This is a genomic window from Azospirillum brasilense (assembly GCF_022023855.1).
GTDB classification, from domain to species: Bacteria; Pseudomonadota; Alphaproteobacteria; order Azospirillales; family Azospirillaceae; genus Azospirillum; species Azospirillum brasilense_F.
The window spans coordinates 14201-37397 of record NZ_CP059452.1 but is presented as its reverse complement, the minus strand read 5'-3'; the positions used below and the strand labels follow the sequence as shown (position 1 = coordinate 37397).

Annotated in this window: 20 protein-coding genes; 4 read left to right on the top strand and 16 right to left on the bottom strand. The window is 70.0% G+C overall.

The genetic code is table 11. The annotated features are described in order from the left end of the window. The first annotated feature begins 8 nt into the window (after positions 1 to 8). Positions 9 to 587, top strand: a complete 579-nt coding sequence (locus tag H1Q64_RS26835) for a YceI family protein (protein ID WP_237907497.1) — start codon at positions 9 to 11, stop codon at positions 585 to 587. 9 nt (positions 588 to 596) lie between these two features. Here the strand turns inward: H1Q64_RS26835 and H1Q64_RS26830 are convergent, their stop codons facing one another. Then, positions 597 to 1295 carry a Crp/Fnr family transcriptional regulator gene (locus H1Q64_RS26830; protein ID WP_237907496.1) on the bottom strand — a complete coding sequence of 233 codons (699 nt, stop codon included), beginning with the start codon at positions 1293 to 1295 and terminating at the stop codon, positions 597 to 599. A gap of 158 nt (positions 1296 to 1453) precedes the next feature. Between H1Q64_RS26830 and H1Q64_RS26825 the strand changes: the two genes are divergently transcribed. Then, on the top strand, positions 1454 to 3154 hold the full coding sequence (locus H1Q64_RS26825) for an adenylate/guanylate cyclase domain-containing protein (protein WP_237907495.1): 1701 nt from the start codon (positions 1454 to 1456) through the stop codon (positions 3152 to 3154). A gap of 56 nt (positions 3155 to 3210) precedes the next feature. On the opposite strand, the gene H1Q64_RS26820 is transcribed toward H1Q64_RS26825, so the two are convergent. The 15 genes from H1Q64_RS26820 to H1Q64_RS26750 form a co-directional block, all read right to left on the bottom strand. Then, positions 3211 to 3864 carry a TerC family protein gene (locus H1Q64_RS26820; protein WP_237907494.1) on the bottom strand — a complete coding sequence of 218 codons (654 nt, stop codon included), beginning with the start codon at positions 3862 to 3864 and terminating at the stop codon, positions 3211 to 3213. 170 nt (positions 3865 to 4034) lie between these two features. Then, the gene (locus H1Q64_RS26815; protein WP_237907493.1) at positions 4035 to 4733 is read right to left on the bottom strand and encodes a response regulator; all 699 of its coding nucleotides are present in this window, start codon (positions 4731 to 4733) and stop codon (positions 4035 to 4037) included. Then, entirely contained in the window at positions 4730 to 7471 is a 2742-nt protein-coding gene (locus tag H1Q64_RS26810) for a sensor histidine kinase (RefSeq protein ID WP_237907492.1), read from the bottom strand. The genes H1Q64_RS26815 and H1Q64_RS26810 overlap by 4 nt, the downstream gene beginning before the upstream one ends. Before the next feature lie 87 nt (positions 7472 to 7558). Then, complete coding sequence (locus tag H1Q64_RS26805; protein ID WP_237907491.1) at positions 7559 to 8167, bottom strand: K(+)-transporting ATPase subunit C; 609 nt, start codon at positions 8165 to 8167, stop codon at positions 7559 to 7561. 10 nt (positions 8168 to 8177) lie between these two features. After that, the gene (gene kdpB / locus H1Q64_RS26800; RefSeq protein WP_237907490.1) at positions 8178 to 10307 is read right to left on the bottom strand and encodes a potassium-transporting ATPase subunit KdpB; all 2130 of its coding nucleotides are present in this window, start codon (positions 10305 to 10307) and stop codon (positions 8178 to 8180) included. A gap of 13 nt (positions 10308 to 10320) precedes the next feature. Continuing rightward, positions 10321 to 12030 carry a potassium-transporting ATPase subunit KdpA gene (kdpA, locus tag H1Q64_RS26795; protein ID WP_237907489.1) on the bottom strand — a complete coding sequence of 570 codons (1710 nt, stop codon included), beginning with the start codon at positions 12028 to 12030 and terminating at the stop codon, positions 10321 to 10323. A gap of 10 nt (positions 12031 to 12040) precedes the next feature. Next, positions 12041 to 12130: a K(+)-transporting ATPase subunit F gene (locus H1Q64_RS26790; RefSeq protein ID WP_237907488.1), complete on the bottom strand. Its 90-nt coding sequence runs from the start codon at positions 12128 to 12130 to the stop codon at positions 12041 to 12043. 395 nt (positions 12131 to 12525) lie between these two features. Further along, entirely contained in the window at positions 12526 to 13236 is a 711-nt protein-coding gene (locus H1Q64_RS26785; RefSeq protein ID WP_237907487.1) for a GntR family transcriptional regulator, read from the bottom strand. 64 nt (positions 13237 to 13300) lie between these two features. Then, positions 13301 to 14347, bottom strand: coding sequence for an AbrB family transcriptional regulator (locus tag H1Q64_RS26780; RefSeq protein ID WP_237907486.1), 1047 nt, complete (start codon positions 14345 to 14347; stop codon positions 13301 to 13303). Positions 14348 to 14441: 94 nt separating this feature from the next. Next, positions 14442 to 15095: an isochorismatase family protein gene (locus H1Q64_RS26775; protein ID WP_237907485.1), complete on the bottom strand. Its 654-nt coding sequence runs from the start codon at positions 15093 to 15095 to the stop codon at positions 14442 to 14444. 10 nt (positions 15096 to 15105) lie between these two features. Then, positions 15106 to 16239: an ABC transporter ATP-binding protein gene (locus H1Q64_RS26770; RefSeq protein WP_237907484.1), complete on the bottom strand. Its 1134-nt coding sequence runs from the start codon at positions 16237 to 16239 to the stop codon at positions 15106 to 15108. Further along, positions 16236 to 17294 (bottom strand): ABC transporter ATP-binding protein, encoded by a 1059-nt coding sequence (locus H1Q64_RS26765; protein WP_237907483.1) that lies wholly within the window; start codon positions 17292 to 17294, stop codon positions 16236 to 16238. Before H1Q64_RS26765 ends, H1Q64_RS26770 begins: the two co-directional genes overlap by 4 nt. 8 nt (positions 17295 to 17302) lie before the next feature. After that, complete coding sequence (locus H1Q64_RS26760) at positions 17303 to 18190, bottom strand: ABC transporter permease (RefSeq protein WP_040136983.1); 888 nt, start codon at positions 18188 to 18190, stop codon at positions 17303 to 17305. Between the two features lie 3 nt (positions 18191 to 18193). Further along, positions 18194 to 19132 carry an ABC transporter permease gene (locus H1Q64_RS26755; RefSeq protein ID WP_137117365.1) on the bottom strand — a complete coding sequence of 313 codons (939 nt, stop codon included), beginning with the start codon at positions 19130 to 19132 and terminating at the stop codon, positions 18194 to 18196. 2 nt (positions 19133 to 19134) lie between these two features. Then, positions 19135 to 20718, bottom strand: coding sequence for an ABC transporter substrate-binding protein (locus tag H1Q64_RS26750; protein WP_237907482.1), 1584 nt, complete (start codon positions 20716 to 20718; stop codon positions 19135 to 19137). Between the two features lie 346 nt (positions 20719 to 21064). Between H1Q64_RS26750 and H1Q64_RS26745 the strand changes: the two genes are divergently transcribed. Together H1Q64_RS26745 and H1Q64_RS26740 are read left to right on the top strand one after the other, a co-directional pair. Next, positions 21065 to 21694, top strand: a complete 630-nt coding sequence (locus H1Q64_RS26745; protein ID WP_237907481.1) for an isochorismatase family protein — start codon at positions 21065 to 21067, stop codon at positions 21692 to 21694. A 102-nt stretch (positions 21695 to 21796) separates the two neighbouring features. Next, positions 21797 to 23197, top strand: a complete 1401-nt coding sequence (locus H1Q64_RS26740; protein ID WP_237907480.1) for an amidase — start codon at positions 21797 to 21799, stop codon at positions 23195 to 23197.

The following is a 23197-nucleotide window of genomic DNA, read 5'->3' as shown; positions in this document are numbered from 1 at the left end:
TCCGAATCATGAAGCGTCTTCTCTCCGCCGCCGCCCTGTCCGCCCTCGTCGCCCTGCCGATGACCGTCCAGGCCGCCCCGGTCGCCTACAAGCTCGACCCGGCCCACACCGCGGTGGTCTTCATCGTCGACCATCTTGGCTTCTCTAAGGCGGTGGGCAGCTTCAACACGGTGGCCGGCGAGCTGTCCTTCGACAAGGACGCCGCGGACAAGAGCAGCCTGTCGGTGACCATCGACACCACCAGCATCGACACCAACCACGCCAAGCGCGACGAACACCTGAAGTCGCCGGACTTCTTCAACGTGAAGGAGTTCCCGAAGCTGACCTTCAAGAGCACGAAGATCGAGAAGACCGGTGACAAGACCGGCAAGCTGCACGGCGACCTCACCCTGCTTGGCGTCACCAAGCCGGTGGTCCTCGACGTGACCTTCAACAAGGACGGCGTCAGCCCGGCCAGCAAGCAGGAGACGGTCGGCTTCTCCGCCCGCGGCACGATCAAGCGCTCCGACTTCGGCATGAAGTACGGCGTGCCGAACATCGGCGACGACATCCAGATCATCATCGAGTCCGAGGCGGTGAAGGCGTAAGGCGCGCCGTCAATCCTCCTCCGCCGCCTGCCGGACCCGCTCCCGCAGGCGGCGGGTGTCCAACAGGACCAGCGCCCCCCGCCGCTTCTCCAGCAGCCCGTCGCGCTTCAGCGCGCTCAGCTCCCGCGAGACCGCCTCGCGCCGGGTGCTGACACGGGCGGCGAGGTCGGCGTGGGGCGGCGGCGGGGAGATGGTGGCGCTGTGCTCCCCCCGCCCGTCCGGCCGGGCCAGCCGCAGCAGCTCGGCGTAGATGCGGTGGCGCACGTCCAGCGTGTTGAACTCGTTCACCCGCGTGGCGAGCTTCCGGATCTCCCCAGCCAGCAGGACCATCACCTGGTCGCAGACGTCGGGGTGGCGGTGGATGCAATCGCGGAACAGCGCGGCGGGCATGCAGGCGACCGTGGCGTTGGTCACGGCGACGATCCCCGCGGAGCGGGCCTTCCCGTCGATGGCCGCCAGCTCCCCGAAGAACTCCCCGGCGGGAATGTCGCGCAGGATCACCGTCCGCCCGGAGATCGCGCGGATTGTCACCCGGACCAGACCGGCGGCCACGACGAAGACGTCGGTCCCCTCATCCTCGAAATCGATGATCCATTGCCCGGCCTCCACCCGGCGCCAGACGCAACGGTCCTCCAGCGCCCGCAACTCGTTGGGGGACAGGGAGCGGAACAGCGCCGCCCCAGCCAGCGTTTCGGTCCGGCGCCTCATGAACGGGAATGGGTGTCGGGCTGTGGCATGGCGCGGGATGATCTCATAGGATACCGAAGGACGCCACGCAGAAGCCGAGACCCACAGCCCGAGACCGCCGACCAACATGAACGAACGTCCCATCGCCGCCCGGAACCGTTCATGACCGGGATCCGTTCATGAAACGCCGGATCGAACGCCCGCTGCGCCTGTTCACCGGCCTGACGCTGTTCACCTTCGTCATCACCCATTTCCTGGCCCACGCCGCCGGGCTGCTGCTGCTTCCGGGAATGGAGGTGGCGCGGCGCACCCTGCTGTGGGCCTGGGACACGCTGCCGGGGCAGGCGCTGCTCGCCGGCTCCTTCGTCACCCACGCCGGGCTGGGGCTGTGGGCGCTGTACCGGCGGCGCCACCTGCGCATGCCCGCCGGGGAGGCGTGGCAGCTGGGGCTCGGCCTGTGCATCCCACTGCTGCTGATTTCCCACGGCATGGCCGGGATGCTGTCGGACGACCTCTACAACGACCCGCTGACCTACCCGCGGGCGATCGTCCTCTACTGGATCACCGCGCCGGAAACCCTGCTGTGGCGCCAGCTCCTGCTGCTGGTGATTGTGTGGATACACGGCTGCATCGGGGTGCGCGGCTGGCTGATGACGAAGCCATGGTACCGGCGCCGCGCCGCGCTGCTCGGCGCCTTCGCCATGCTGCTGCCCCTGCTGGCGCTGGCCGGGATCGTCAACGCCGGCTGGGACGCCGAGCGCCGGGCCGCCGCCGACCCCACCTATCTGGAGCAGTTCCGCCCGCCCGCCGCCGGCACGCCGGAGGCGGAGAACCGTGCCGCGCTGGCGGCGATCAGCGGCGGCGTGTTCAACACCTACGTCCTGCTGCTGGTCGGCACGCTGGGGATGCGGCAGTACCGCAACTGGCGGGCGCGGGCGACCAGCCCGGTGCGCATCGCCTATCCCGGCGGACGCACAGTGACCGTCCCGCGCGGCACCTCCGTTCTGGAGGCCAGCCGGGCCAACGGCGTCCCGCACACCGCGCTGTGCGGCGGGCGGGGCCGCTGCTCCACCTGCCGCATCCGGGTAACCGAGGGGGTGGACGCCCTGCCGCCGCCCAACGCCACCGAGCGGGCGGTGCTGGAGCGGATGAAGGCGCCGCGCGCCGTCCGTCTCGCCTGCCAGCTCCGCCCGGTGGCGCCGCTGTCGGTGACGCCGCTGCTGTCGGCGCGGGACAACGGCCGCACCTTCGCCGTCACCGCCCCCATGGACAGCGGGCGGGAGCTGGCGATCACCGCGCTGTTCGTGGATTTGCGGGGATCGACCTCGCTGGCGGCGGAACGGCTGCCCTTCGACGCCCTGTTCATCGTCACCCGCTACGTCCAGGTGGTCACCGACGCGATCCGGCGGCACGGCGGCTACGTCATCGCCATCGCCGGCGACGGGGTGATGGGCATGTTCGCCAACGAGGAGGACCCCACCGCGGCGGCGGCCAGCGCGCTGCGCGCCACCGCCGACCTGTGGCGCGACATCGAGGTGCTGAGCCGCGACCTCGCAGAGGAGCTGGACCAACCGCTGGCCTTCGGGGCCGGGGTGCATTCCGGCCTCGCCGTGGTCGGGGCGGTGGCCTGCTCGGAGGACGGATCGCTGCAGTTCATCGGCGACACCGGCAACGTCGCCGCAAGGCTGGAGGAGATGACCAAGACGCTGGGCGCCACCGTGATCTTCTCCGACGCGGCCGCCGAACTGGCGGGGCTCCGGCGGCTGGAGCATCTGGAGCGCCGGGAAGTGTCGATCCGGGGCCGCGACGGCACGCTGGGGATACGGACGGTCCAGCGCCAGGAGGATTTGCGGGCGCTGCTGGAGAGTGCTGGCGCCTGAAGAAAAGAACCCCCGCCGGAGGGCGGGGGTTTTCGATTGTCAGAGCGGATGGGACATCAGAGCAGATGGGCCTGGGCCAGAACCTCGTTGCCGCCGCGCCAGATCATGTCGAGCGCCACATAGGTGATGATGGCGAGGCCGATCCAGCCGATCCAGCGATGCTTGTGCAGCACATGCGCGATCATGTTGGCCGCAGCACCCATCAGGACGACGGAGAGCAGAAGGCCGATGACCAGGACCGTCGGGTGATCCTTGGCCGCACCGGCCACCGCCAGCACGTTGTCCAGCGACATCGACACGTCCGCCACCACGATCTGCCAGACCGCCGCGCCGAAGGTGGTCGTCGCCACCGCCGCGCCGACCGCGGCGTCCCCGGAGCCGGTCCCGGCCAGCGCCTCGTCGGGCGTCACCTCGTCCGCCCCTCCGGAGTGCAGTTCACGGAACATCTTCCAGCAGACCCACAGCAGCAGCACGCCGCCGGCCAGCGTCAGCCCGATGATGGCGAGAAGCTGCGTGGTGATCAGCGCGAAGAAGATGCGCAGCATGATGGCCGCGCCGATGCCCCAGACGATCACCTTGCGGCGCTGCTCCATGGGAACGGCGGCGGCGGCCATGCCGACCACGATGGCGTTGTCGCCGGCGAGAACGAGGTCGATGGCGACCACCTGCCCAAGGGCGGTGAGCTGCGACCAGAGATCGACGCTTTCCATATCAAAATCTCTTCGAAGGCTTCGGTTGGGCTCAATAGCGGTGTGCGGTCATCTCTTTTCTTGGGGCTTGCGCCTGAAACAGCGGCCCTGGGGGTTCTGTCGCACGAATCCAACCACAGCGCAGCAGGTTTAGCGTGCAGCGGTGGGTTGCATCGGATGTGGGGGCGGAATCAATCCGGCGCGCGCAGACGGTAGCCGACACCGGTCTCGGTCAGGATGTGCAGGGGGCGCTCCGGTTCCGCTTCGATCTTCTGGCGGAGCTGACGGATGTAGATGCGCAGATACTGCACGTCGGTGTCCGCACCCCAGACCTCCTTCAGGATGAAGCGGTGGGTCAGCACCTTGCCGGCATGGGCGACCAGCAGGCGCAGCAGGTCGTATTCGCGGGGCGACAGTTTCACCTCGGCGCCGCGGACCGTCACGATCCGCCGGACCAGATCGACAGCCAGGTCGCCGCTGCGGAACAGCGGGCGCTCCCCCTGCTGCTGCAGGCGGTGGCGCAGGGCGGCGCGGATGCGGGCGAGAAGCTCGTCCATGCCGAAGGGCTTGGTCACATAGTCGTCGGCGCCGAGGTCCAGCGCCTCCACCTTGCCCGCCTCGTCGGCACGGCTGGACAGCACGATGATCGGGGCGGCCACCCCGTCGGCGCGCAGGCGGCGGATCACCTCCAGCCCGCCGATCCCCGGCAGGCCGAGGTCGAGCACCAGCAGGTCCGGCGGGCGCCGCCGCACCGCCTCCAGCGCGCCCGCCCCGTCCTCCGCCTCGGCGATGTCGTAGCCCTGGGCGGACAGGGTGGTGCGCAGAAAGCGGCGGATCGGCGGCTCGTCGTCCACCACCAGGACGCGCAGCGGCAGCGTATCCGACCTCATGGCGTCATCTCCTCAATGCCGGGCTCCTCAAGGCCGGGCAGCGCGGCGGCGGCGGGCATGGTCAGGGTGAAGACGGCACCGGAGCGGTCCTTGCGGTTGCCGGCGGCAATGGTGCCGCCCATCGCCTCGACGAAGCCGCGGCAGATCGCCAGCCCCAGCCCGGTCCCGGCGCGCTGCCGGTCCTGGGCCTGGACGCGGTAGAACTTGTCGAAGATGCGCTCGACATCCGCCGCCGGGATGCCGTCGCCCTCGTCCCGCACCTCGATGCGCACCCGACCGCCCTCCCGCGACGCCCCGACCTGGATCAGCGAGCCTGTTGGCGCGTATTTGGCCGCGTTGTCCAGCAGATTGAAGAGAACCTGTTCGAACAGCACGTCGTCCGCCTCCAGCATCGGCAGGTCGGCGGCCAGATCGACGTCCACCCGGTGCCCGGCCAGGATGCGGCCCGCCCGCCCCAGCGCGCTGCCCACCGTCTCCGCCAGATCGACCGGGCCGGTGCGCGGGCGGATCGCCCCCGATTCCAGCCGCGTCATGTCCAGCAGGTTGGCGATGAAGCGGTTCAGCCGCTCCGCCTCCTCCTGGATGGTCGCGGCGAGGTCGCGGCGCGACGCCTCGTCCATCCCGGCGCCGTAGGCGGTCAGGCTGGTCGCCGACCCCAGGATGGAGGCCAGCGGCGTCCGCAGGTCGTGGGAGATCGAGGTGAGCAGGGCCGAGCGCAGCCGCTCCGTCTCGGCGGCCAGACGGGCGCGGTCCACGTCCTCCGCCAGGGTGACGCGCTCAATGGCGAGTGCGGCCTGATCGGTCAGCGCGTCGAGCAGGCGGCGCTGGTCGGGGGTCAGCAGGGCGCCGGGCTTGCCGGTGCGGGCAGTGTCGGTGTCGATGCCGACCACCCCGACCGGACCGCGCCCGGTGCGCAGGGGAAGGAACAGCCACTTGGCGCCGGGCAGCGTGTCCGAGCCGCGCCCGGCGGGCCGGTTGTTCTCCCAGGCCCAGACGGCGGCGGCGAGGTCGGCCTCGCGCAGTTCGTCCTCCGGCGGGTAGCCGGCGCGGACGGACACGGTGTCGCCGTCGGGCAGCAGCAGGACCACATGCACCTTCAGCATCGCCGCGATCTGGTGGGCGGTCGCCCACAGCAGGTCGTCCATGGTGACCACGCCGGCCAGCTTGCGGCTGAAGCCGTAGAGGTCCTCGGTCGTCTTGGCGCGCAGCCGGGCGGTGACGGCCTGGGCGCGCACGCGGGCGGTCAGGTTGCTGGCGATCACCGCGACCACCGCGAAGAAGAACAGCGCGACGATGTTCTCCGGATCGGCGATGGAGAAGGTGTAGAGCGGGTTCAGGAAGAAATAGTTGAAGGCCAGGATGCTGGCGACGCAGGCGTAGAGCGACGGCCCCAGCCCACCGGTCACCGCGCTGGCCAGCACCGCCGTCAGGAACACCAGCCCGATGTTGCCGACATCCAAGATCAGATGCAGCAGGTGCCCGACGCCCAGCGCCAGCGCGACATAGCCGGTGGCGGCGGCGTAGGGCCACCAGGACAGCGCCGGACGCCGAGGGGCCGCGGTGCGCACCGTCTTGGGCGGGATCGGCTCCTCGGCGTCGTCGGCAATGACGTGCACGCTGATGCCGCCGGCCTGCCGGATCAGCCGGAAGGCGATGGAACTGCGCAGCAGCTCCGCCCAAGGGCCGCGGTGGGACTTGGCGATGACGATGTGGGCGACGTTGTTGGTCCGCGCATACTCGACCACCGTTCCGGCGACGTCGCCGCCGGGGATGGTCACCGCCTCGCCGCCCAGCTTCTCGACCAGCCGCAGCGCGTCGGTGATGCGGTCACGCTCGGCCTCGCTCAGGCGCAGGCTGCGCGGAGTCTCGACGTGCAGCGCGGTCCAATGGGCGCGCAGCCGCTCCGCCTGACGGCGGGCGTAGCGGACGACGGCGGCGCAGGCCGGGTCCTCGTTCACACAGACCAGCAGCCGCTCCCCCGCCGCCCAGGGACCGGCGATGGCGTGGGCCTGCATGTGGGTGAGAAGCTGCTCGTCCACCCGCTGGGCGGTGCGGCGCAGCGCCAGTTCGCGCAGCGCCGTCAGGTTGCCGGGGGAGAAGTAGTGGCGGATGGCCCGCTCGGCGGTGCGCGGGACATAGACCTTGCCGTCCTTCAGCCGCTGGATCAGGTCGTCGGGCGTGATGTCGATGACCTCGATGTCGTCGGCGCGGTCGAGGATCGAGTCCGGCACCGTCTCGCGCACGCGGACACGGGTGATCCGGGCGACGACGTCGTTCAGGCTCTCCACATGCTGGATGTTCATCGTCGTGTAGACGTCGATCCCGGCGGCGAGGATCTCTTCCACGTCGAGGTAGCGCTTGGCGTGGCGGCTGCCGGGGGCGTTGGTGTGGGCCAGCTCGTCCACCAGCACGATGGCCGGGCGCCGGACGAGGATGGCGTCGAGGTCCATCTCGTCGAGCCGGCGCCCCTTGTAGTCGATCTTGCGGCGCGGGATGACCTCCAGCCCGGCAAGCAGCGCCTCGGTCTCGCGCCGGCCATGGGTCTCGACCACGCCGACCACCACGTCCACCCCGTCGCGCCGCTTCGCCTGGGCGGTCAGCAGCATCTCGTAGGTCTTGCCGACGCCGGGGGCCGCGCCCAGGAACAGCTTCAGCCGCCCGCGCCCCTCCCGCGCCGCTTCGCGCAGGAGCGCTTCGGGCGAAGGCCGGGCGGCGGCGGCGGTTCGGTCGTTCGGCATCGGGGGCGGCTTTCGGAACGGATCGGCGGCCCCGGCCCCTCCCCCGCCCGCGCGGGAGAACGGACGGGACCGCCTTTTGACCTTCAGCTAATGCGTCGCCGAGGCGGCGTCGAGGGCGAGATTGAGCCGCAGCACGTTGACCACCGGCTCCCCCAGCGGTCCCAGCGGCGAGGGCTCGGTGTTCAGGGTGATCAGGGCGCGGACCTGGGCCTCCGTGATGCCGCGGGCGCGGGCGATTCGGGGGACCTGGAAGTCGGCGGCGGCGGGCGAGAGGTGCGGGTCGAGGCCGCTGGCCGAGGTGGTCACCAGCTCGACCGGCACCGGGGCGTTGGGATTCTCGGCCTTCAGCCGCTCCGTCTCCTCCCGCACCCGGTCGGCCAGTGCTTGGGACGTCGGGCCGAGGTTGGAGCCGCCAGAGGCCGCGGCGTTGTAAGGCGCCGGCACGCTCTTCGACGGGTCGGCCGGGTCCGGCCCCAGCGTGGCGGAGGGTCGCCCGTGGAAATAGCCCTCCCCGGTGACACTCTGGCCGATCAGGGCGGAGCCGACGACCGTTCCGTCCCGCTCGATCAGGCTGCCGTTGGCCTGATGCGGGAAGACGGCTTGGGCGATGCCGGTGACGGCCAGCGGATAGACCAGCCCGGTCACCACGGTCAGCGCGGCGATCATGACGAGGGCGGGGCGCAGTTCCTTGATCATGGCGGGTTCCTCACACGAGGCCGATGGCGGTGACGAGCAGGTCGATCAGCTTGATCCCCGCGAAGGGCACGATCAGGCCGCCCAGCCCGTAGATCAGCAGGTTCCGGCGCAGCAGCCGGGCCGCCCCCACCGCGCGGTAGGCGACGCCGCGCAGCGCCAGCGGGATCAGCGCCACGATGATCAGCGCGTTGAAGATGATCGCCGACAGGATGGCGCTCTCCGGGCTGGCAAGCCCCATCACGTTCAGGGCGCCAAGCTGCGGGTAGAAGGCCAGGAACATGGCGGGGATGATGGCGAAATACTTCGCCACGTCGTTGGCGATGGAGAAGGTGGTCAGGGCGCCGCGGGTCATCAGCAGTTGCTTGCCGATCTCCACGATCTCGATCAGCTTGGTCGGGTCGCTGTCCAGGTCGACCATGTTGCCGGCTTCGCGCGCCGCGACGGTGCCGGTGTTCATCGCCACGCCGACGTCGGCCTGGGCCAGCGCCGGGGCGTCGTTGGTGCCGTCGCCGCACATGGCGACCAGCTTGCCCCGCGCCTGTTCGTCGCGGATCAGCTGAAGCTTCATCTCCGGCGTCGCCTGGGCCAGGAAGTCGTCCACCCCGGCCTCCGCCGCGATGGCGGCGGCGGTCATCGCGTTGTCGCCGGTGATCATCACCGTCTTGATGCCCATCTGGCGCAGGGCCGCGAAGCGCTCCCGGATGCCGCCCTTGACGATGTCCTTCAGATGGATGACGCCGAGCAGCCTGCCGTCGCGAGCGACGGCCAGCGGCGTGCCACCGGACTTGGCGACGCGCTCCGCGATGGCTTGGACCTCGCGCACCGCCGCCTCCAGGGCGGGATCGGGGCGCAGCGCGGTCACCGTGTTGCCTTGGTTGGCGACGCTCTGCCCATAATTCCGCACATGGGACAGCACCGCGTCCACCGCACCCTTGCGGATCGTCACGCCGTCGCTGTCGATGCCGCTCAGCCGCGTCTGGGCGGTGAAGGGCACGAACCGGGCGTGCAGACCGGCCATGTCGCGGGCGCGGATCCCGTAATTCTCCTTCGCCAGGACGACGATGGAGCGGCCCTCCGGCGTCTCGTCGGCCAGCGAGGCGAGTTGGGCGGCGTCGGCGAGATCGCGGTCGGCCACGCCGGGGATCGGCAGGAACTCCGCCGCCTGCCGGTTGCCCAGCGTGATCGTGCCGGTCTTGTCGAGCAGCAGCGTGTCCACGTCGCCCGCCGCCTCGACCGCCCGGCCCGACATGGCCAGCACGTTGAAGCGGACCAGACGGTCCATGCCGGCGATGCCGATGGCCGACAGCAGCGCGCCGATGGTGGTGGGGATCAGCGTGACGAACAGCGCCGCCAGCACCAGCACCCCGACCGAGCCGCCAGCATAGGCGGCGAAGCTGGGGATGGTCGCCACGGCGATGACGAAGATGACCGTCATGCCGGCCAGCAGGATGTTCAGCGCGATCTCGTTGGGCGTCTTCTGCCGCTGCGCGCCCTCCACCAGCCCGATCATGCGGTCGAGGAAGGTGTTGCCCTGGGCGGCGGTGATCCGCACCTTGATCCAGTCGGAGATCACCTGCGTGCCGCCGGTCACTGCCGAGCGGTCGCCGCCGGACTCGCGGACGACCGGGGCGGATTCGCCGGTGATCGCGGCCTCGTTGACGCTGGCCACGCCCTCCACCACCTCGCCGTCGGAGGGGATGAGGTCGCCGGCCTCCACCAGAACGAGGTCGCCGGGCTTCAGGAGGGTGGCCGGAACGCTTTCCCAGCCCTCGCCCGCCAGCCGCTTGGCGGTGGTCTCCGTGCGGGTGCGGCGCAGGCTGGCCGCCTGGGCCTTGCCGCGTCCTTCCGCCACCGCCTCGGCGAAGTTGGCGAAGAGCAGGGTGAACCACAGCCACAGCACGATCTGCAGGGAGAAGCCGATCCCCCCGGCGCCCGTCAGCCCGGCGCCGGTCAGCAGGTCGCGCAGGAACAGCAGCGTGGTCAGCGCCGCCACCACCTCCACGCAGAACATCACCGGGTTGCGGGCCATCAGCCGCGGGTCGAGCTTTCGGACGGAGCCGGCGATGGCGGGCAGGAGGATGGCCGGGTCCAGCAGCGTGGAGGCCGGAGTCCGGGTGGCGGTTTTCGAATGGGTGTCCATGGATGGTCCCCGGTCAGAAGAGGAGGCCGGCGCGCATCGCCAGATGCTCGGCCACCGGGCCGAGGGCGAGCGCCGGGAAGAAGGTCAGGCCGCCGACGATCAGGATGACCCCGGCCAGCAGCCCGACGAACAGGCCGCCGTGGGTCGGGAAGGTGCCGGCCGAGGCCGCGCTGCGCGTCTTGGCGGCGAGCGAGCCGGCGACCGCGATCATCGGCACGATGACCAGGAAGCGGCCCACCAGCATCCCGGCGGCCAGCGTCAGGTTGTACCAGAGCGTGTTGCCCGACAGCCCGCCGAAGGCGCTGCCGTTGTTGGCCGCCGCCGAGACGTAGGCGTAGAGCGCCTCCGAGAAGCCGTGCGGCCCGGCGTTGGCGAGGGAGGCGAGGCCGGTGTCCAGCACCACGGCGAAGGCGGTGCCGCCCAGCATCATCAGCGGCAGGCAGAGCACGGCGAGCATGGTCATCTTGACCTCCTTCGCCTCCAGCTTCTTGCCCAGATACTCCGGCGTGCGCCCGACCATCAGACCGGCGACGAACATGGTGACGATGGCGAACAGCAGCATGCCGTAGAGGCCGGCCCCGACGCCGCCGACGATGATCTCGCCCAGCATCATGTTGACCATCGGCACCATGCCGCCCAGCGGCATGAAGCTGTCGTGCATGGCGTTGACCGCGCCGCAGGAGGCCGCCGTGGTCACCGCGGCGAACAGGGCGCTCATGGCGATGCCGAAGCGGGTCTCCTTGCCCTCCATGTTGCCGGCGGCGTTGTCCAGCCCGAGGGCGGCAAAGGCCGGGTTGCCCTGGGCCTCCGCCCAGTAAACGACGGCGACACCGATGAAGAACAGCAGGCCCATGGCGGCCAGTATGGCCCAGCCCTGCCGCTCGTCCCCGGCCATGCGCCCGAACAGGTTGGTCAGCCCGGCGCCGATGGCGAAGATCGACAGCATCTGAACCAGATTGGTCAGGGCGTTCGGATTCTCGAAGGGATGGGCGGAGTTGGCGTTGAAGAAGCCGCCGCCGTTGGTGCCCAGCATCTTGATCGCCTCCTGCGAGGCGACGGGGCCGAGCGCGATGGTCTGCTTGACGCCCTCCAGCGTGGTGGCGTCCACCGTCCCGGCCAGCGTCTGCGGCACGCCCTGCCAGACCAGGAACAGCGCGTAGAACAGGCTGAGCGGCAGCAGAAGGTAGAGCGTGCCGCGGGTCAGGTCGGTCCAGAAATTTCCGACCGTCCGCGCCCCGGCGCGGGTGAAGCCGCGGACCAGAGCCACGGCCAGCGCGATGCCGGTCGCCGCGGAGACGAAGTTCTGCACGGTCAGCCCGGCCATCTGCACGAGGTGGCTCATCGTGCTTTCGCCGCCGTAATTCTGCCAGTTCGTGTTGGTGACGAAGCTGGCGGCGGTGTTGAAGGCGAGATCGGCGGGGACCGCCGCCATGCCGTTGGGGTTCAGGGGCAGGACGCCCTGCAGGCGCTGCAGCGCGTAGAGCAGCAGCAGGCCGGCGACGTTGAACAGCAGCATGGCGACGGCGTAGGTCACCCAATGCTGTTCCGCCTTGGTGTCCACCCCGGCCAGCCGGTAGAGCCCGCGCTCAAGGGGGCCGAGCAGCGGCGAGAGCAGCGTGCGCTCCCCGTTGAACAGCCGCGTCATGTAGCCGCCGAGCGGGCGCGCCACGGCGGCCACGAGGGCGGCGAAGAGCAGAATGTGAATCCAGCCGCTGACGGTCATGGGAGTCTCCTCAGAACCGTTCGGGGCGGATCAGGGCGTACACGAGGTAGCCCAGCAGCCCGGCGACGACGAGGCCGCCGAGCGCGTAATCGACGATCATGGCCCGTCCCCCTCACAAGCGGTCGCAGGCGTGCACATAGGCGATGGACGCAGCGAAGAAGGCCGCGGTGATCGCCAGCGCGATGATGTCCAGCATGGTTGCCTCCGGGGCGCGTCCGGAGAGCCGGGCGCGCGTCAGCGTGGATCGGATGCCGGCACGGCTGTGTCCGGCACGATCAGGCTGCGCCCGATGCGCGTATAGATTCGAGGGGGGCGGTGGGGGGCGCGAAATATAGGGTGCGTATATGACAGGACGGTAAGTGTATGAAATGGCGAGGTTCTTTCCCCCACCCCGGCCCTCCCCCGCTATCGCAGGGGAGGGAGAAGCAAGTCCCCTCCCCTGCGATAGCGGGGGAGGGTTAGGGAGGGGGCACCGTCAGCACCCCAGCACCCCCCTCACCCGCCCGGCGTTTCCTCCATCCGGCGGAGCAGCATATCGCACGGCCCCTGGAGATGCTCCCGCATCAGGAACTCCACCCGCCCGCTCTGGCGGCGGGCGATGGCGTCGAGGATGCGGCGGTGCTCCTCGTTGTACTGGCGCAGGGTGGGGCCGTCCTTCTCCATCTCGAGGACGTCGTAGATCTTCGGAACCCGGTAGACGGTCTGAAAGGAGCGGTTGAACAGCCCGCTCGGCACCAGCCCCATCAGGGTGGTGTGGAAGCGCTGGTTCAGCAGGCGCCACTGCTCCAGCGCCTCCCCCTCCAGCGGGCTGTCGCCGGCGATCAGCGCCTCGGCGCGGTCGAGGCCGTTGCGCAGCGCCCGCTCCACGTCGAGCGGCAGGCCGCGCTCCGCCACGATGCGGCAGCCGTGCCCCTCCAGCAGGGCGCGCATCTCGTAGCTTTCCAGAAGGTCGCGCCGGGTGAACTGGCGCACCGTGTAGCCGCGGTTGGTCTCGTAGGTGACCAGCCCTTCCCGCTCGGCCGCCACCAGCGCCTCGCGGATCGGGGTCCGCGACACGCCGAACTGGGCGGCCAGTTCCGCCTCCTTCAGCTTGGTGCCGGGGAGCAGCTTGCCCTCCAGCACCCGGTTGCGCAGGGCGGTCATGATGGAGCCAACCTGTTCGGACCGGACGGTCCCGGTCGCCTTCTCATCGCTGAACGGGGTCACGGTGTCCTCCGGCCGGGGCTTCGGGCACCGACGGTTGGAAAATGGCGGGGCAAGGGATTGCGTTCTATCGGCGGCGCAGGAATCGCACAAGCAGAACGCTCATCAGGATCGTCCCGAACAGCCGCAGCGTCTGCAGGGTGAGGATGAAGGGCACGTCGGCGGCGCTGCCCAGCGCCACCACCGTCACCGAATCCAGCCCGCCGGGGCTGGTCGCCAGATAGGCGGTCAGCGGGTCCTTGCCGGTCAGCGTGACCAGCAGCCAGGCGGAGCCGAGCGACATCGCCACCAGACCGAAGGTGGACAGCAGCATCAGCGGCACCGACGCCACCAGATCGCGCAGCAGCTCCCGCCGGAAGCGCAGGCCGGTCGTCCAGCCGATGATCGTGAAGGCGACGGCGATCAGCCAAGACGGCGAATCCAGCACCACCAGCCCGGTCATGTTGAGCGTGCCGCCGAGCAGGATCGGCCCCAGCAGCGCCCCCGCCGGAAGCCGCGTCACGGTCCCGGCCCAGCCGCCGGCCAGCGCGACCGCCACCAGTGCCAGCGTCGAGGCGACGGAGGCCGACGGTGCGGGAACGGCGCCGGGAACGGCGATTGGCACCGGAACGCTGCCCAGCAGGAAATGGCAGACCAGCGAGGCCAGGACGACGACCACGATCACCCGCAGATACTGCATGACGGCGACAAAGCGCGGATCGCCGCCGAAATCGCCGGCCATGGCGATCATCGCCGGGGCGGCGCCCGGCATGGTCCCCCACAGGGCGGTGCCGCCGGGAAAGCGGCCCGACCGCTCCAGCAGCCAGCCGACCAGCACCGCGCCGGCCAGCATCGTGGACAGCGCCATCAGCATGGGGAACCAGTGCAGCGCTACGTCGTGCAGGATGGTCACGTCCATGGACCGGGCGACGACGCCCCCCGTCAGCGCCTGGGCCAGCCAGGAGAAGCGCTTGGGCAGCTCGATGGAGGCGCCGCGCACCCCCAGCAGGATCGCCGCCGCCATCGGGCCGAGCAGCGTCGCACCGGGAAGGCCGGCCACCATGAACAGGGCGGTGAACAGGAGGGTCGCCCCCACAAGCAGGCACCACTGGAGGGGATGGGAAAGGGGCATCATGTCGGCAGATTGCTCAGGGGCGCGCCCGCCGGTCGGCCGCGGGCGCGCCACCGCTCCATACAGTTCGGATGGGGTCAGGGACGAAGGAACGGGATCAGGCGGCCACAGCCTCGGCCTGCTTCTCGACGTAGGCCATCACCTCCGCCACCGGCAGCACGTCGCCGTACTTGGCGTTCATGTCGAACAGGGCGGAGTCGTGCGGGGACTGGTGGCGGTCGCCCACGCATTCGGCGGGGACGATGACGCGGAAGCCGTGGGACACCGCGTCCACCGCCGTCGCCCGCACGCAGCCGCTGGTGGAGCAGCCGGTGAGGATGACCGTGTCGCACTCCATCACGCGCAGCATGGTGCTGAGCGGCGTGCCGAAGAAGGCGGAGGAATGGTGCTTGACCAGCACGACGTCCTGCGGCTCCGGCATCACGCGGGCGTCGAACTCGGCCAGCGGGTTGTCGGCGGTGAAGGCGCGCAGCGCCGGGATCTTCTTGACGAACATGCCGCCCTCGGTCCCGGCCGCGTCATAGACGACCTTGGTGTAGATGACCGGAAGGCCGGCGCGGCGGGCGGCGGCGTAGAGCGGCGCGCTGGCGATCGTCGCGTCCACCACACCCTGCCCGAAGAAGGGGGCGCCGGGCTGGGTGTAGAAGTCGATGAAGTCGATGGAGATGATGGCGGCCTTCCGGCCGAAGCCGATCCGGTTCTGGAAGACGCCGGAATAGTTGTCCTTGAGTTCGTCGGTGACGCTGAACATGGGGTGATCCTTACGCCGATTGCAGGGGGATGGGGCGGATGGGCGGATAGCCGATGTCCTGAAGGACCGCCGTGGCGACCTCGGACCGGGTTTCCGGTGTTTCGGGGAAGTGGCAGGCGACTTGATCGGCGCCGCCGCAGGCCTTCAACGCGGGCTGGTCGATCAGGCAGGCGCGCGGCAGCAGGGCGTCCCCGCTGCGTTCGGTGGGCACGCCGCCCGCCGCGGCGACCAGCCGCGCCCGGTAGCAGCGCGGGTGGAAGCGGCAGCCCGGCGGCACGTTGGTGGCCGAGCCGATCTCGCCCATCGTCACCGAGGTGCGGCGGCGGTTGCGCATCCGCACGTCGGCGATGGGCACCGCCGCCAGCAGCGAGACGGTGTAGGGGTGCAGCGGCCGGCGGTAGAGGTTGTCGCGCTCCGCCATCTCCACGACCTTGCCGAGATACATCACGGCGATGCGGTGGCTGACGTGGCGGACCACCGCCAGATCGTGGGCGATGAACAGATAGGACAGCCCGCGCTCCCGCTGGATGCGCTGGAGCAGGTTGATGATCTGCGCCTGGATCGACACGTCGAGCGCCGACACCGGCTCGTCCAGCACCAGGATCTTGGGGTCGAGCGTCAGGGCACGGGCGATGCCGATGCGCTGGCGCTGGCCGCCGGAGAACTGGTGCGGGTAGCGGTCGGCGTGCGAGGGGTCGAGCCCGACGAGGCTCATCACCCCGGCCACCTTCTGTGGCCCGTCGCCGTCCCACAGACCATGGACCTTCAGCGGCTCGGCGATGCTCTGGCCGATGGTGACGCGGGGGTCGAGCGATCCGTAGGGGTCCTGGAAGACCATCTGGATGTCGCGCCGCATCGCCTGCATCTCGGCCTTCGACACGCCGGTCACGTCGCGCCCGTCGACCAGCAGCCGCCCGCTGGTCGGCTCGACCAGCCGCAGTGCGAGGCGGCCCAGCGTGCTCTTGCCGCTGCCGCTCTCCCCGACCAGCCCCAGCGTCTCGCCGGCGCGGATGGTCAGCGACACGCCGTCCACCGCCCGCACCGCCTTGCCAGCCTTCTTGAACAGGCCGCCGCGGCGGGTGAAGACGCGGGTGGCGTCGACGAGTTCCAGGGCCGGAGGCGGTGCGGAGAGGGTGTCGCTCATCGGATGGCCTCCTTCCGGTCGGGCAGGTCTTCGTGGAAACAGGCGCTGCGGTGGCCGGACCGGTCGCCGGCCAGCGGCAGCGGCAGCCGGGTGCAGCAGTCCGCCCGCCCGCGGCCGACCGTGCAGCGCGGCTCAAAGGCGCAGCCGGGCGGCAGGCGGGCGACGTTGGGCGGCTGGCCCTCGATCGCCGGCAGCTCCTCGTCCACCGGGCCGTCGAGACGGGGAATGCTGCGGAACAGCGCGCGGGTGTAGGGGTGGCGGGGCTTGGTGAAGACCTCCTCCATGGAGCCGGTCTCGACCAGCCGCCCGGCGTACATCACCGCCACGTCGTCGGCGTATTTGGCGACCAGCCCCAGATCATGGGTGATGAGCACCAGCGCCATGCCGGTCTCCGCCTGAAGATCCGCGAGCAGGTCGAGGATCTGCGCCTGCACCGTCACGTCGAGCGCCGTGGTCGGCTCGTCGGCGATTAGGATCTTGGGCGACAGGGCGATGGCCATGGCGATCAGCACGCGCTGGCGCTGCCCGCCGCTGAGCTGGTGCGGGTAGTCGTCCACCCGCCGCGCCGGGTCGGGGATCTGGACGCGGGCCAGCAGCTCGATGGCGCGGGCGCGGGCGGCGGCGCGGCCGATGCGCTGGTGCGCCCGCAGCACCTCGACGATCTGCTCGCCGATGGTGAAGACGGGGTTCAGCGCGGTCAGCGGGTCCTGGAAGATCATCGAGATCACCGCCCCGCGCAGGCGGCGCAGCCGCTCCGGCGGCTGGTGCAGGATGTCGGCGCCGTCGATCCGGACCTCGCCGCGGCGGACGCGGCCCGGTGCCGCGACGAGGCCGAGCGCTGACAGGAAGGTCATCGACTTGCCCGATCCGGACTCGCCGACCACCGCCAGCGTGCCGCCGGCCCGCACGGCGAGGGACACGCCGTCGATGACGGTGATCGGTCCGTCGTCGCCGGGAAAGACCGTGGTCAGGTCGCGCAGCTCCAGCGCGACCGGCCGGGGGGCCGTGGCGGAGGCGATGGGAGCCGCCGGGGCCACGGGATGAAGGTTGGGCATAGGCGTTCTCACAGCACGCGTCCGGAAGAGCGGCGCATCTGCGGGTCGAGCGTGTCGCGCAAGCCGTCCCCCAGCAGGTTCAGGGCGACCACCATCACCGCGATGCAGATCCCCGCCGACAGCGAGATCAGCGGGTTGGAGGCCAGGAAGCTCTGCCCGTCGGCGATGACATTGCCCCAGGTCGGGGCCGGCGGCTGGACGCCGAGGCCGAGGAAGCTCAGGCCCGCTTCGGCCAGGATGGCGGTGGCGGCGCTGACCGTGGCGACCACGATCACCGGCGGCAGGCTGTTCGGCACGACGTGCAGGAAGAGCAGCCGCATCGTGCCCATGCCGATGGCCCGCGACGCCTCGACGTAGGTGCGCGGCTTGATGGTCAGGACGACCGCCCTCATCACCGCGGCGACCCGCGGGGTGAAGGCCAGCGCCACGGCGATGATGACCGACTCCAGCGAGGAGCCGCGCGCCGCCACCAGGGCGAGCGCCAGCAGGAAGCCGGGGAAGGCCAGCAGGATGTCGATGATCGAGACGGTGACCCGCTCGACCCAGCCGCCGAAGAAGCCGGCGACGGCGCCGATCACCATCCCCAGCGACAGCGAGAGCGCCATCACCGCGACGGCGACCTGGAGCGAGATGCGGGTGCCCCAGATCAGGCGGGACAGCACGTCGCGCCCGAACTGGTCGGTACCCAGGAGATGCGCGGCCGAGGGCGGGGCCAGCGTGTTGGCGAGGTCGGTCTCAAGCGGCGACATCGGGGCGATCCAGGGGGCCGCCACCGCCACGATCAGCAGCAGGGTCAGCAGGATCACGCCGATCAGGAAGCCCGGATGGCGGAAATAGCGCATCAGGGACGACCGCCGCGCCGAAGCGGACGCGGAGAGGGTTGCTGTGGCTGCCATGGATCACCGTGTGGACAGGCGCGGATCGACCAGCCCGTAGGCGAGGTCGAGCAGGCTGTTGACGAGGACGACGGCGACGGCCAGCACCAGCACGCCCGCTTGGACGAGCTGGTAATCGCGGGCCGAGACCGCCTTCAGGATCATCGAGCCGATGCCGGGCCGGCTGAACACCACCTCGATCAGGATGGCGCTGCCCAGCGACCAGGCGAAGGTCACCCCGACGATGGCGAGGATCGGCACCAGCGCGTTCTTCAGCGCCAGCCGCCACACCACCCGGCGCTCCGGCACCCCCATCGCGCGGGCGACGCGGATGCAGTCCTGGCCCAGCACCTCCAGCATCGCCGAGCGGGTCAGGCGGGTGATGTAGGCCGCGACCGAGATGCCCAGCACCCCCGCCGGAAGCACCAGATGGTGCAGGTGGGTGAGGACACCGCCGCCCGAGCTGGCCCCCAGCGCCGGGAACCATTTCAGCTCCTGCGAGAACAGCAGGACGGAGGCGAGGCCGAGCCAGAAGACCGGGAAGGAGATGCCGAACAGCGCGACGATCATGATCAGCATGTCGCTCCACGATCCCTGGCGCTCCGCCGTGAGGATGCCGAGCGGGATGCCGATCACCACCGCCACCGCGAGCCCGGCGAAGGCCAGGATCGCGGAGTCGGGGAGGCTGAACAGGATCTCCTCCAGCGCCGGGCGGCCGGTGACCACCGACGACCCGAAGTCCCCGGTGACGGCGCGCAGCACGTAGAGCCCGTACTGCACATAGACCGGCTGGTCGAGACCGAGCTGGGCGCGCAGCGTCGCCAGCGCTTCCTCGGTCGCGTAGTCGCCCAGCATGTACTGGGCGGGGTCGCCGGGGATCATCCGGACCAGGAAGAAGGTCACGGTCACGATGCCGAACACCGTGATCGCGAGCTGCGAGAGTTGGCGAAGAAGCCGGTCCATCGTCAGGCCTCCAGCAGCGAGACCGGATAGGCGCTCATCGTGAACAGGGAGTTCTGGACGAAGCCGGAGACCTTCTTGGTGTGGGCGATGAACAGGTGGTCGGCGTAGAGCGGGATCACCGGCACGTCGCCCATGACCTTAGCCTGGATCTTCCCGTAGACCTCCTTGCGGGCGGCGTCGCCCTGGGCCTGCCGGGCGGCGGCGATCATGTCCTCGATGCCCTCGTAATGGGCGGTGTTGAGGCCCGGCGGGAAGGAGGACTTGGCGAACAGCGACAGGATCGGGCTGTCCGGGTCGGGGGCGCCGACGACGCCGGTGACGCAGGTCGGCACCGTGCCCTTGTTGCGCGCCTGGAGGTAGGCGCCGCGCTCCAGCACCTTGATCTTGGCGTCGATGCCCACGGCGGCGAGGTCGCTGGCGATCGGCACGACGATCTTGTCGTAGGGGTTGGCGCCCGGCGCCACGAGGTCGAGCGAGAAGGAGCCCACCCCGGCCTCCTTGAGCAGCGCCTTGGCCTTCGCCGGGTCGTAGGGGAACAGCGGGACCTGGTCGGTGAATTCCTGGAAGGAGGAGGTGAGGAAGCCGCTCGCCTCCGTCTTGGTGCCCTTGAAGAAGCCGTCGATCAGCGCCTTGCGGTTGATGGCATGGTAGATCGCCTGCCGCACCCGCACATCGCCCAGCGGCTTGATCGAGGTGTTGAGGACGAGGTTGATCGTGTGGTTGGCGTCGCGGTCGAGCACGGTGACCAAGCCGCCGCCCTTCAGGCGCTGGATGACCTCCGGCTGCTGCAGGCCGAAGAAGATGTCGACCTCGCCGTTCTCCAGGGCGATGGCCGCCGCCGTCTCGTCCTTGATGACGCGGAACTGCACCTCCTCGACCTTGGGGGCGCCCGCGAAATAATCCTTGTTGGCGGACAGCTTCACCTCGCGGCCCGGCGCCCAGTTCTGGAACACGAAGGGGCCGGTGCCGATGGGGTTCAGGGCGAAGGCCTTGTCGCCGATCTCGCCCAGCGCCTTGCGGCTGACGATCCAGCCCTGGTTGAAGGCCGACACCTTGTGCAGGAAGCCGGAGTTCGGCTCCTTCAGCGTGATGACCACGCGGTCGGGGGACGGCGTCTCGATGGACTTGATGGAGGCGAGCTGACCGCTGTAGCTGCTGCCGGTCTGCGGGTCGAGCACGCGCTCGAACGAGAACTTCACGTCGTCGGAGGTGAAGGGGCCGAAGCCCTTGTGCCAAGTGACGCCCCCGCGCAGGGCGAAGCTGTAGACGGTGCCGTCGCCGGAGATCTCCCAGCCGGTGGCGAGGTCGGGGACGATGGCGTTGGTCGCCTCGTCGTACTTGACCAGCCCGTTGAAGATCTGGGTGGCGACCGTCTGGTTCTCGATCTGGAAGATGCGGGCGGGATCGAGGTTGCCGATGTCGCTGCCGATGCGCACCCGCAGGACCGGCGGAGCCGCCGACGCCGGCAGCGGCCAGCCGCTGCCAGCCACCAGGGCGCCCGCGGCCAGCAGGGTGCCGAACTGGCGGCGGTTGACACCGCTCCGCTCGATCCGGCCGGCCCGTTCCTTGCGATTGATCCCGTCCATAAGCCTGCTCCTCTGTGTCAAAGATTTTACGGGCAGCACCAAGATTTGTCCGGTCTATTTTTGCACACAATCTGCGCTGCCCCCTTATGTCCGACCAAATTCGCAGGAATCGTGCCACCCTGCGGCAAGCTGTCGCGGAGTGGCAATAAGTCCTTTTAAATCAGTTATTTAAAGAGGCTTTCTGCGGCATTGCTTATGAATACAGCAATATGCTTATCTGCGCAAAAGGCGGGCAGAGGCGGGTTTGAAATGGTGAAACTATGGACTTTGAATGCAAAAAAACCTCGTTGTATGCTGGTTGGGCGCCCATGATGCGGCGCAGCAGCGGAAGAAGGAACCTCCTGAAATGAGCGATCTTTCCATCTACGACCGCCAGGGCATCGGCAAGCCGCTCGGCTTCGGCCGCAAGTGCGCCCTCCTCATCATCGACTTCCAGATCGGTTTCACGCGCGAGGACGCCTTCGGCGGCTTCAACATCAACAGCGCCATCACCGCCACGGGAAAGTTGATCGGACATGTCCGTCCCTTGGGCATGCCGATCGCCCACGCCTGCTTCATCGCGCCGGAGGCTCCGGGCGGTATCGGCCCGTTCGGTGAGAAAATTCCGTCGCTGCTGACCCTGACCGCCGACTCGCCCGACGTCGCCTTCGCTCCCGAGGTCGCACCGCTGCCCAACGAGTTCATCGTGCGCAAGCAGCACGCCTCGGCCTTCTTCGGCACCGCCCTGTCGTCCTGGCTGCGGGCGAACGCGGTCGACACGCTGCTGGTCACCGGCTGCACGACTTCGGGCTGCGTGCGGGCCAGCGTGATCGACGCCTCCGCCCACGGGCTGCGCCCGATCATCGTCGAGGAGTGCGTCGGCGACCGGGCGGAGGAGCCGCACCGCGCCAACCTGTTCGACATGGGCAAGAAATACGCCGACGTGATGCCGCTGGACGCGGTCATCGCCCATCTCGCGCTGGCGGACGCCGCCTGACCCGGCGGCCCCACACCTAAGCGCAACGAAGCGACTTCAACAGGCCGTCGCCGGAGCAGTTCGTCCGAAGCCATCCGGCACGCGAGCGGAAAGCAGCAACGCATGTCCGAACTTTCGACAACGCATCCGGCCCGGTCCGGCGGCGGCAGCCCATCCATGCCCGGCACCAGCGAGGCGGAAACCCGCGCCCGCCTCGCCCGCATCGAGAGCCTGAACCCGATCGTCAACGCCCTGCTGGCGGTGGACGCCGACGGGGCGATCCGCCGGGCGCGGGCGCAGGACGAGGCGCGGGCAGCGGGCGACTGGCCCGGCCTGCTGGACGGGATGACCGTCACCGTCAAGGACTGCTTCGAAATGGCCGGGGAGACGACCAGCTACGGCTCGTCCGACCGCTTCGCCCGGCTGGGGCATCGGGACGCCCCTCTGATCCGCCGCCTGCGCGACGCCGGGGCCATCCTGGTCGGGCGCAACAACCTGTCCGAATTCTGCCTGGGCTCGACGAACCAAAACGAGCATCACGGCCCCTGCCGGAACCCCTGGGACACCGGCCGGGTGCCCGGCGGGTCGAGCGGCGGCTCGGCGGCGTCGGTTGCCGCCGGGCTGTGCCGGGTCTCCATCGGCACCGACACCGGCGGCTCCATCCGCATCCCGGCGGCGCTCTGCGGGGTGGTCGGGCTGCGGCCCAGCGTCGGCCGGGTGTCCAACACCGGCATGATCCCGTGCAGCGTCGATTTCGACACCGTCGGCCCGCTGGCCTACTCGGTCGCCGACGTGGCGCGCGCTTTCGCCGCCATCGCCGGTTACGACCCGGAGGACCCCAATTCGGCGGATGTCCCGCTCGGCAATTTCCTGCCGGATTTGAAGGCGGGGATCGCCGGCACGCGCATCGGGCTGCCGCGCAACTTCTACTTCGACACCCTCCAGCCCGCGGTGGCGGAGCGGGTGCGCGCAGCAGCGGCGGTACTGGAGAGGGCCGGGGCCGTTCTGGTGGACATCACCATCGAGGACGCGGAGGTGGCGCAGGCCCGCACCGCCTTCTCGCTGCTCGTCGCCGACATGGCGCAGTATCACCTCGACAAGATGGAGACCGCGCCAGAGTCCATCGGGCCGGAGGTGCTGCGCCGCCTGCAGCTCGGCCTGCCGGTGAGCGGCGTGCAGTATGCGGAATCGCGGCGCTGGCTGGCCTCCTGGAAGCTGCGGTTCCGCACGCTGTTCGAGCGGGTGGACCTGATCCTCACCCCGACCACCCCCATCGTGGCGCCGCGCATCTACGACAGCGCCGACATGATCGAGGCGACGCGGGCCGTCAGCCGCTTCACCTACGGCTTCGGCGCGCTCGGCCTGCCCGCCATGTCGGTGCCCTGCGGCTTCGACGGCGACGGGATGCCGGTGGGCATGCAGATCGTCGGGCGCTGGTTCGACGAGCCGCTGGTCTTCCGCGCCGGGGCGGCCTTCCAGGCGGCGACCGACCACCACCGCCAGCGCCCCGCCCTTCCCGCCTGA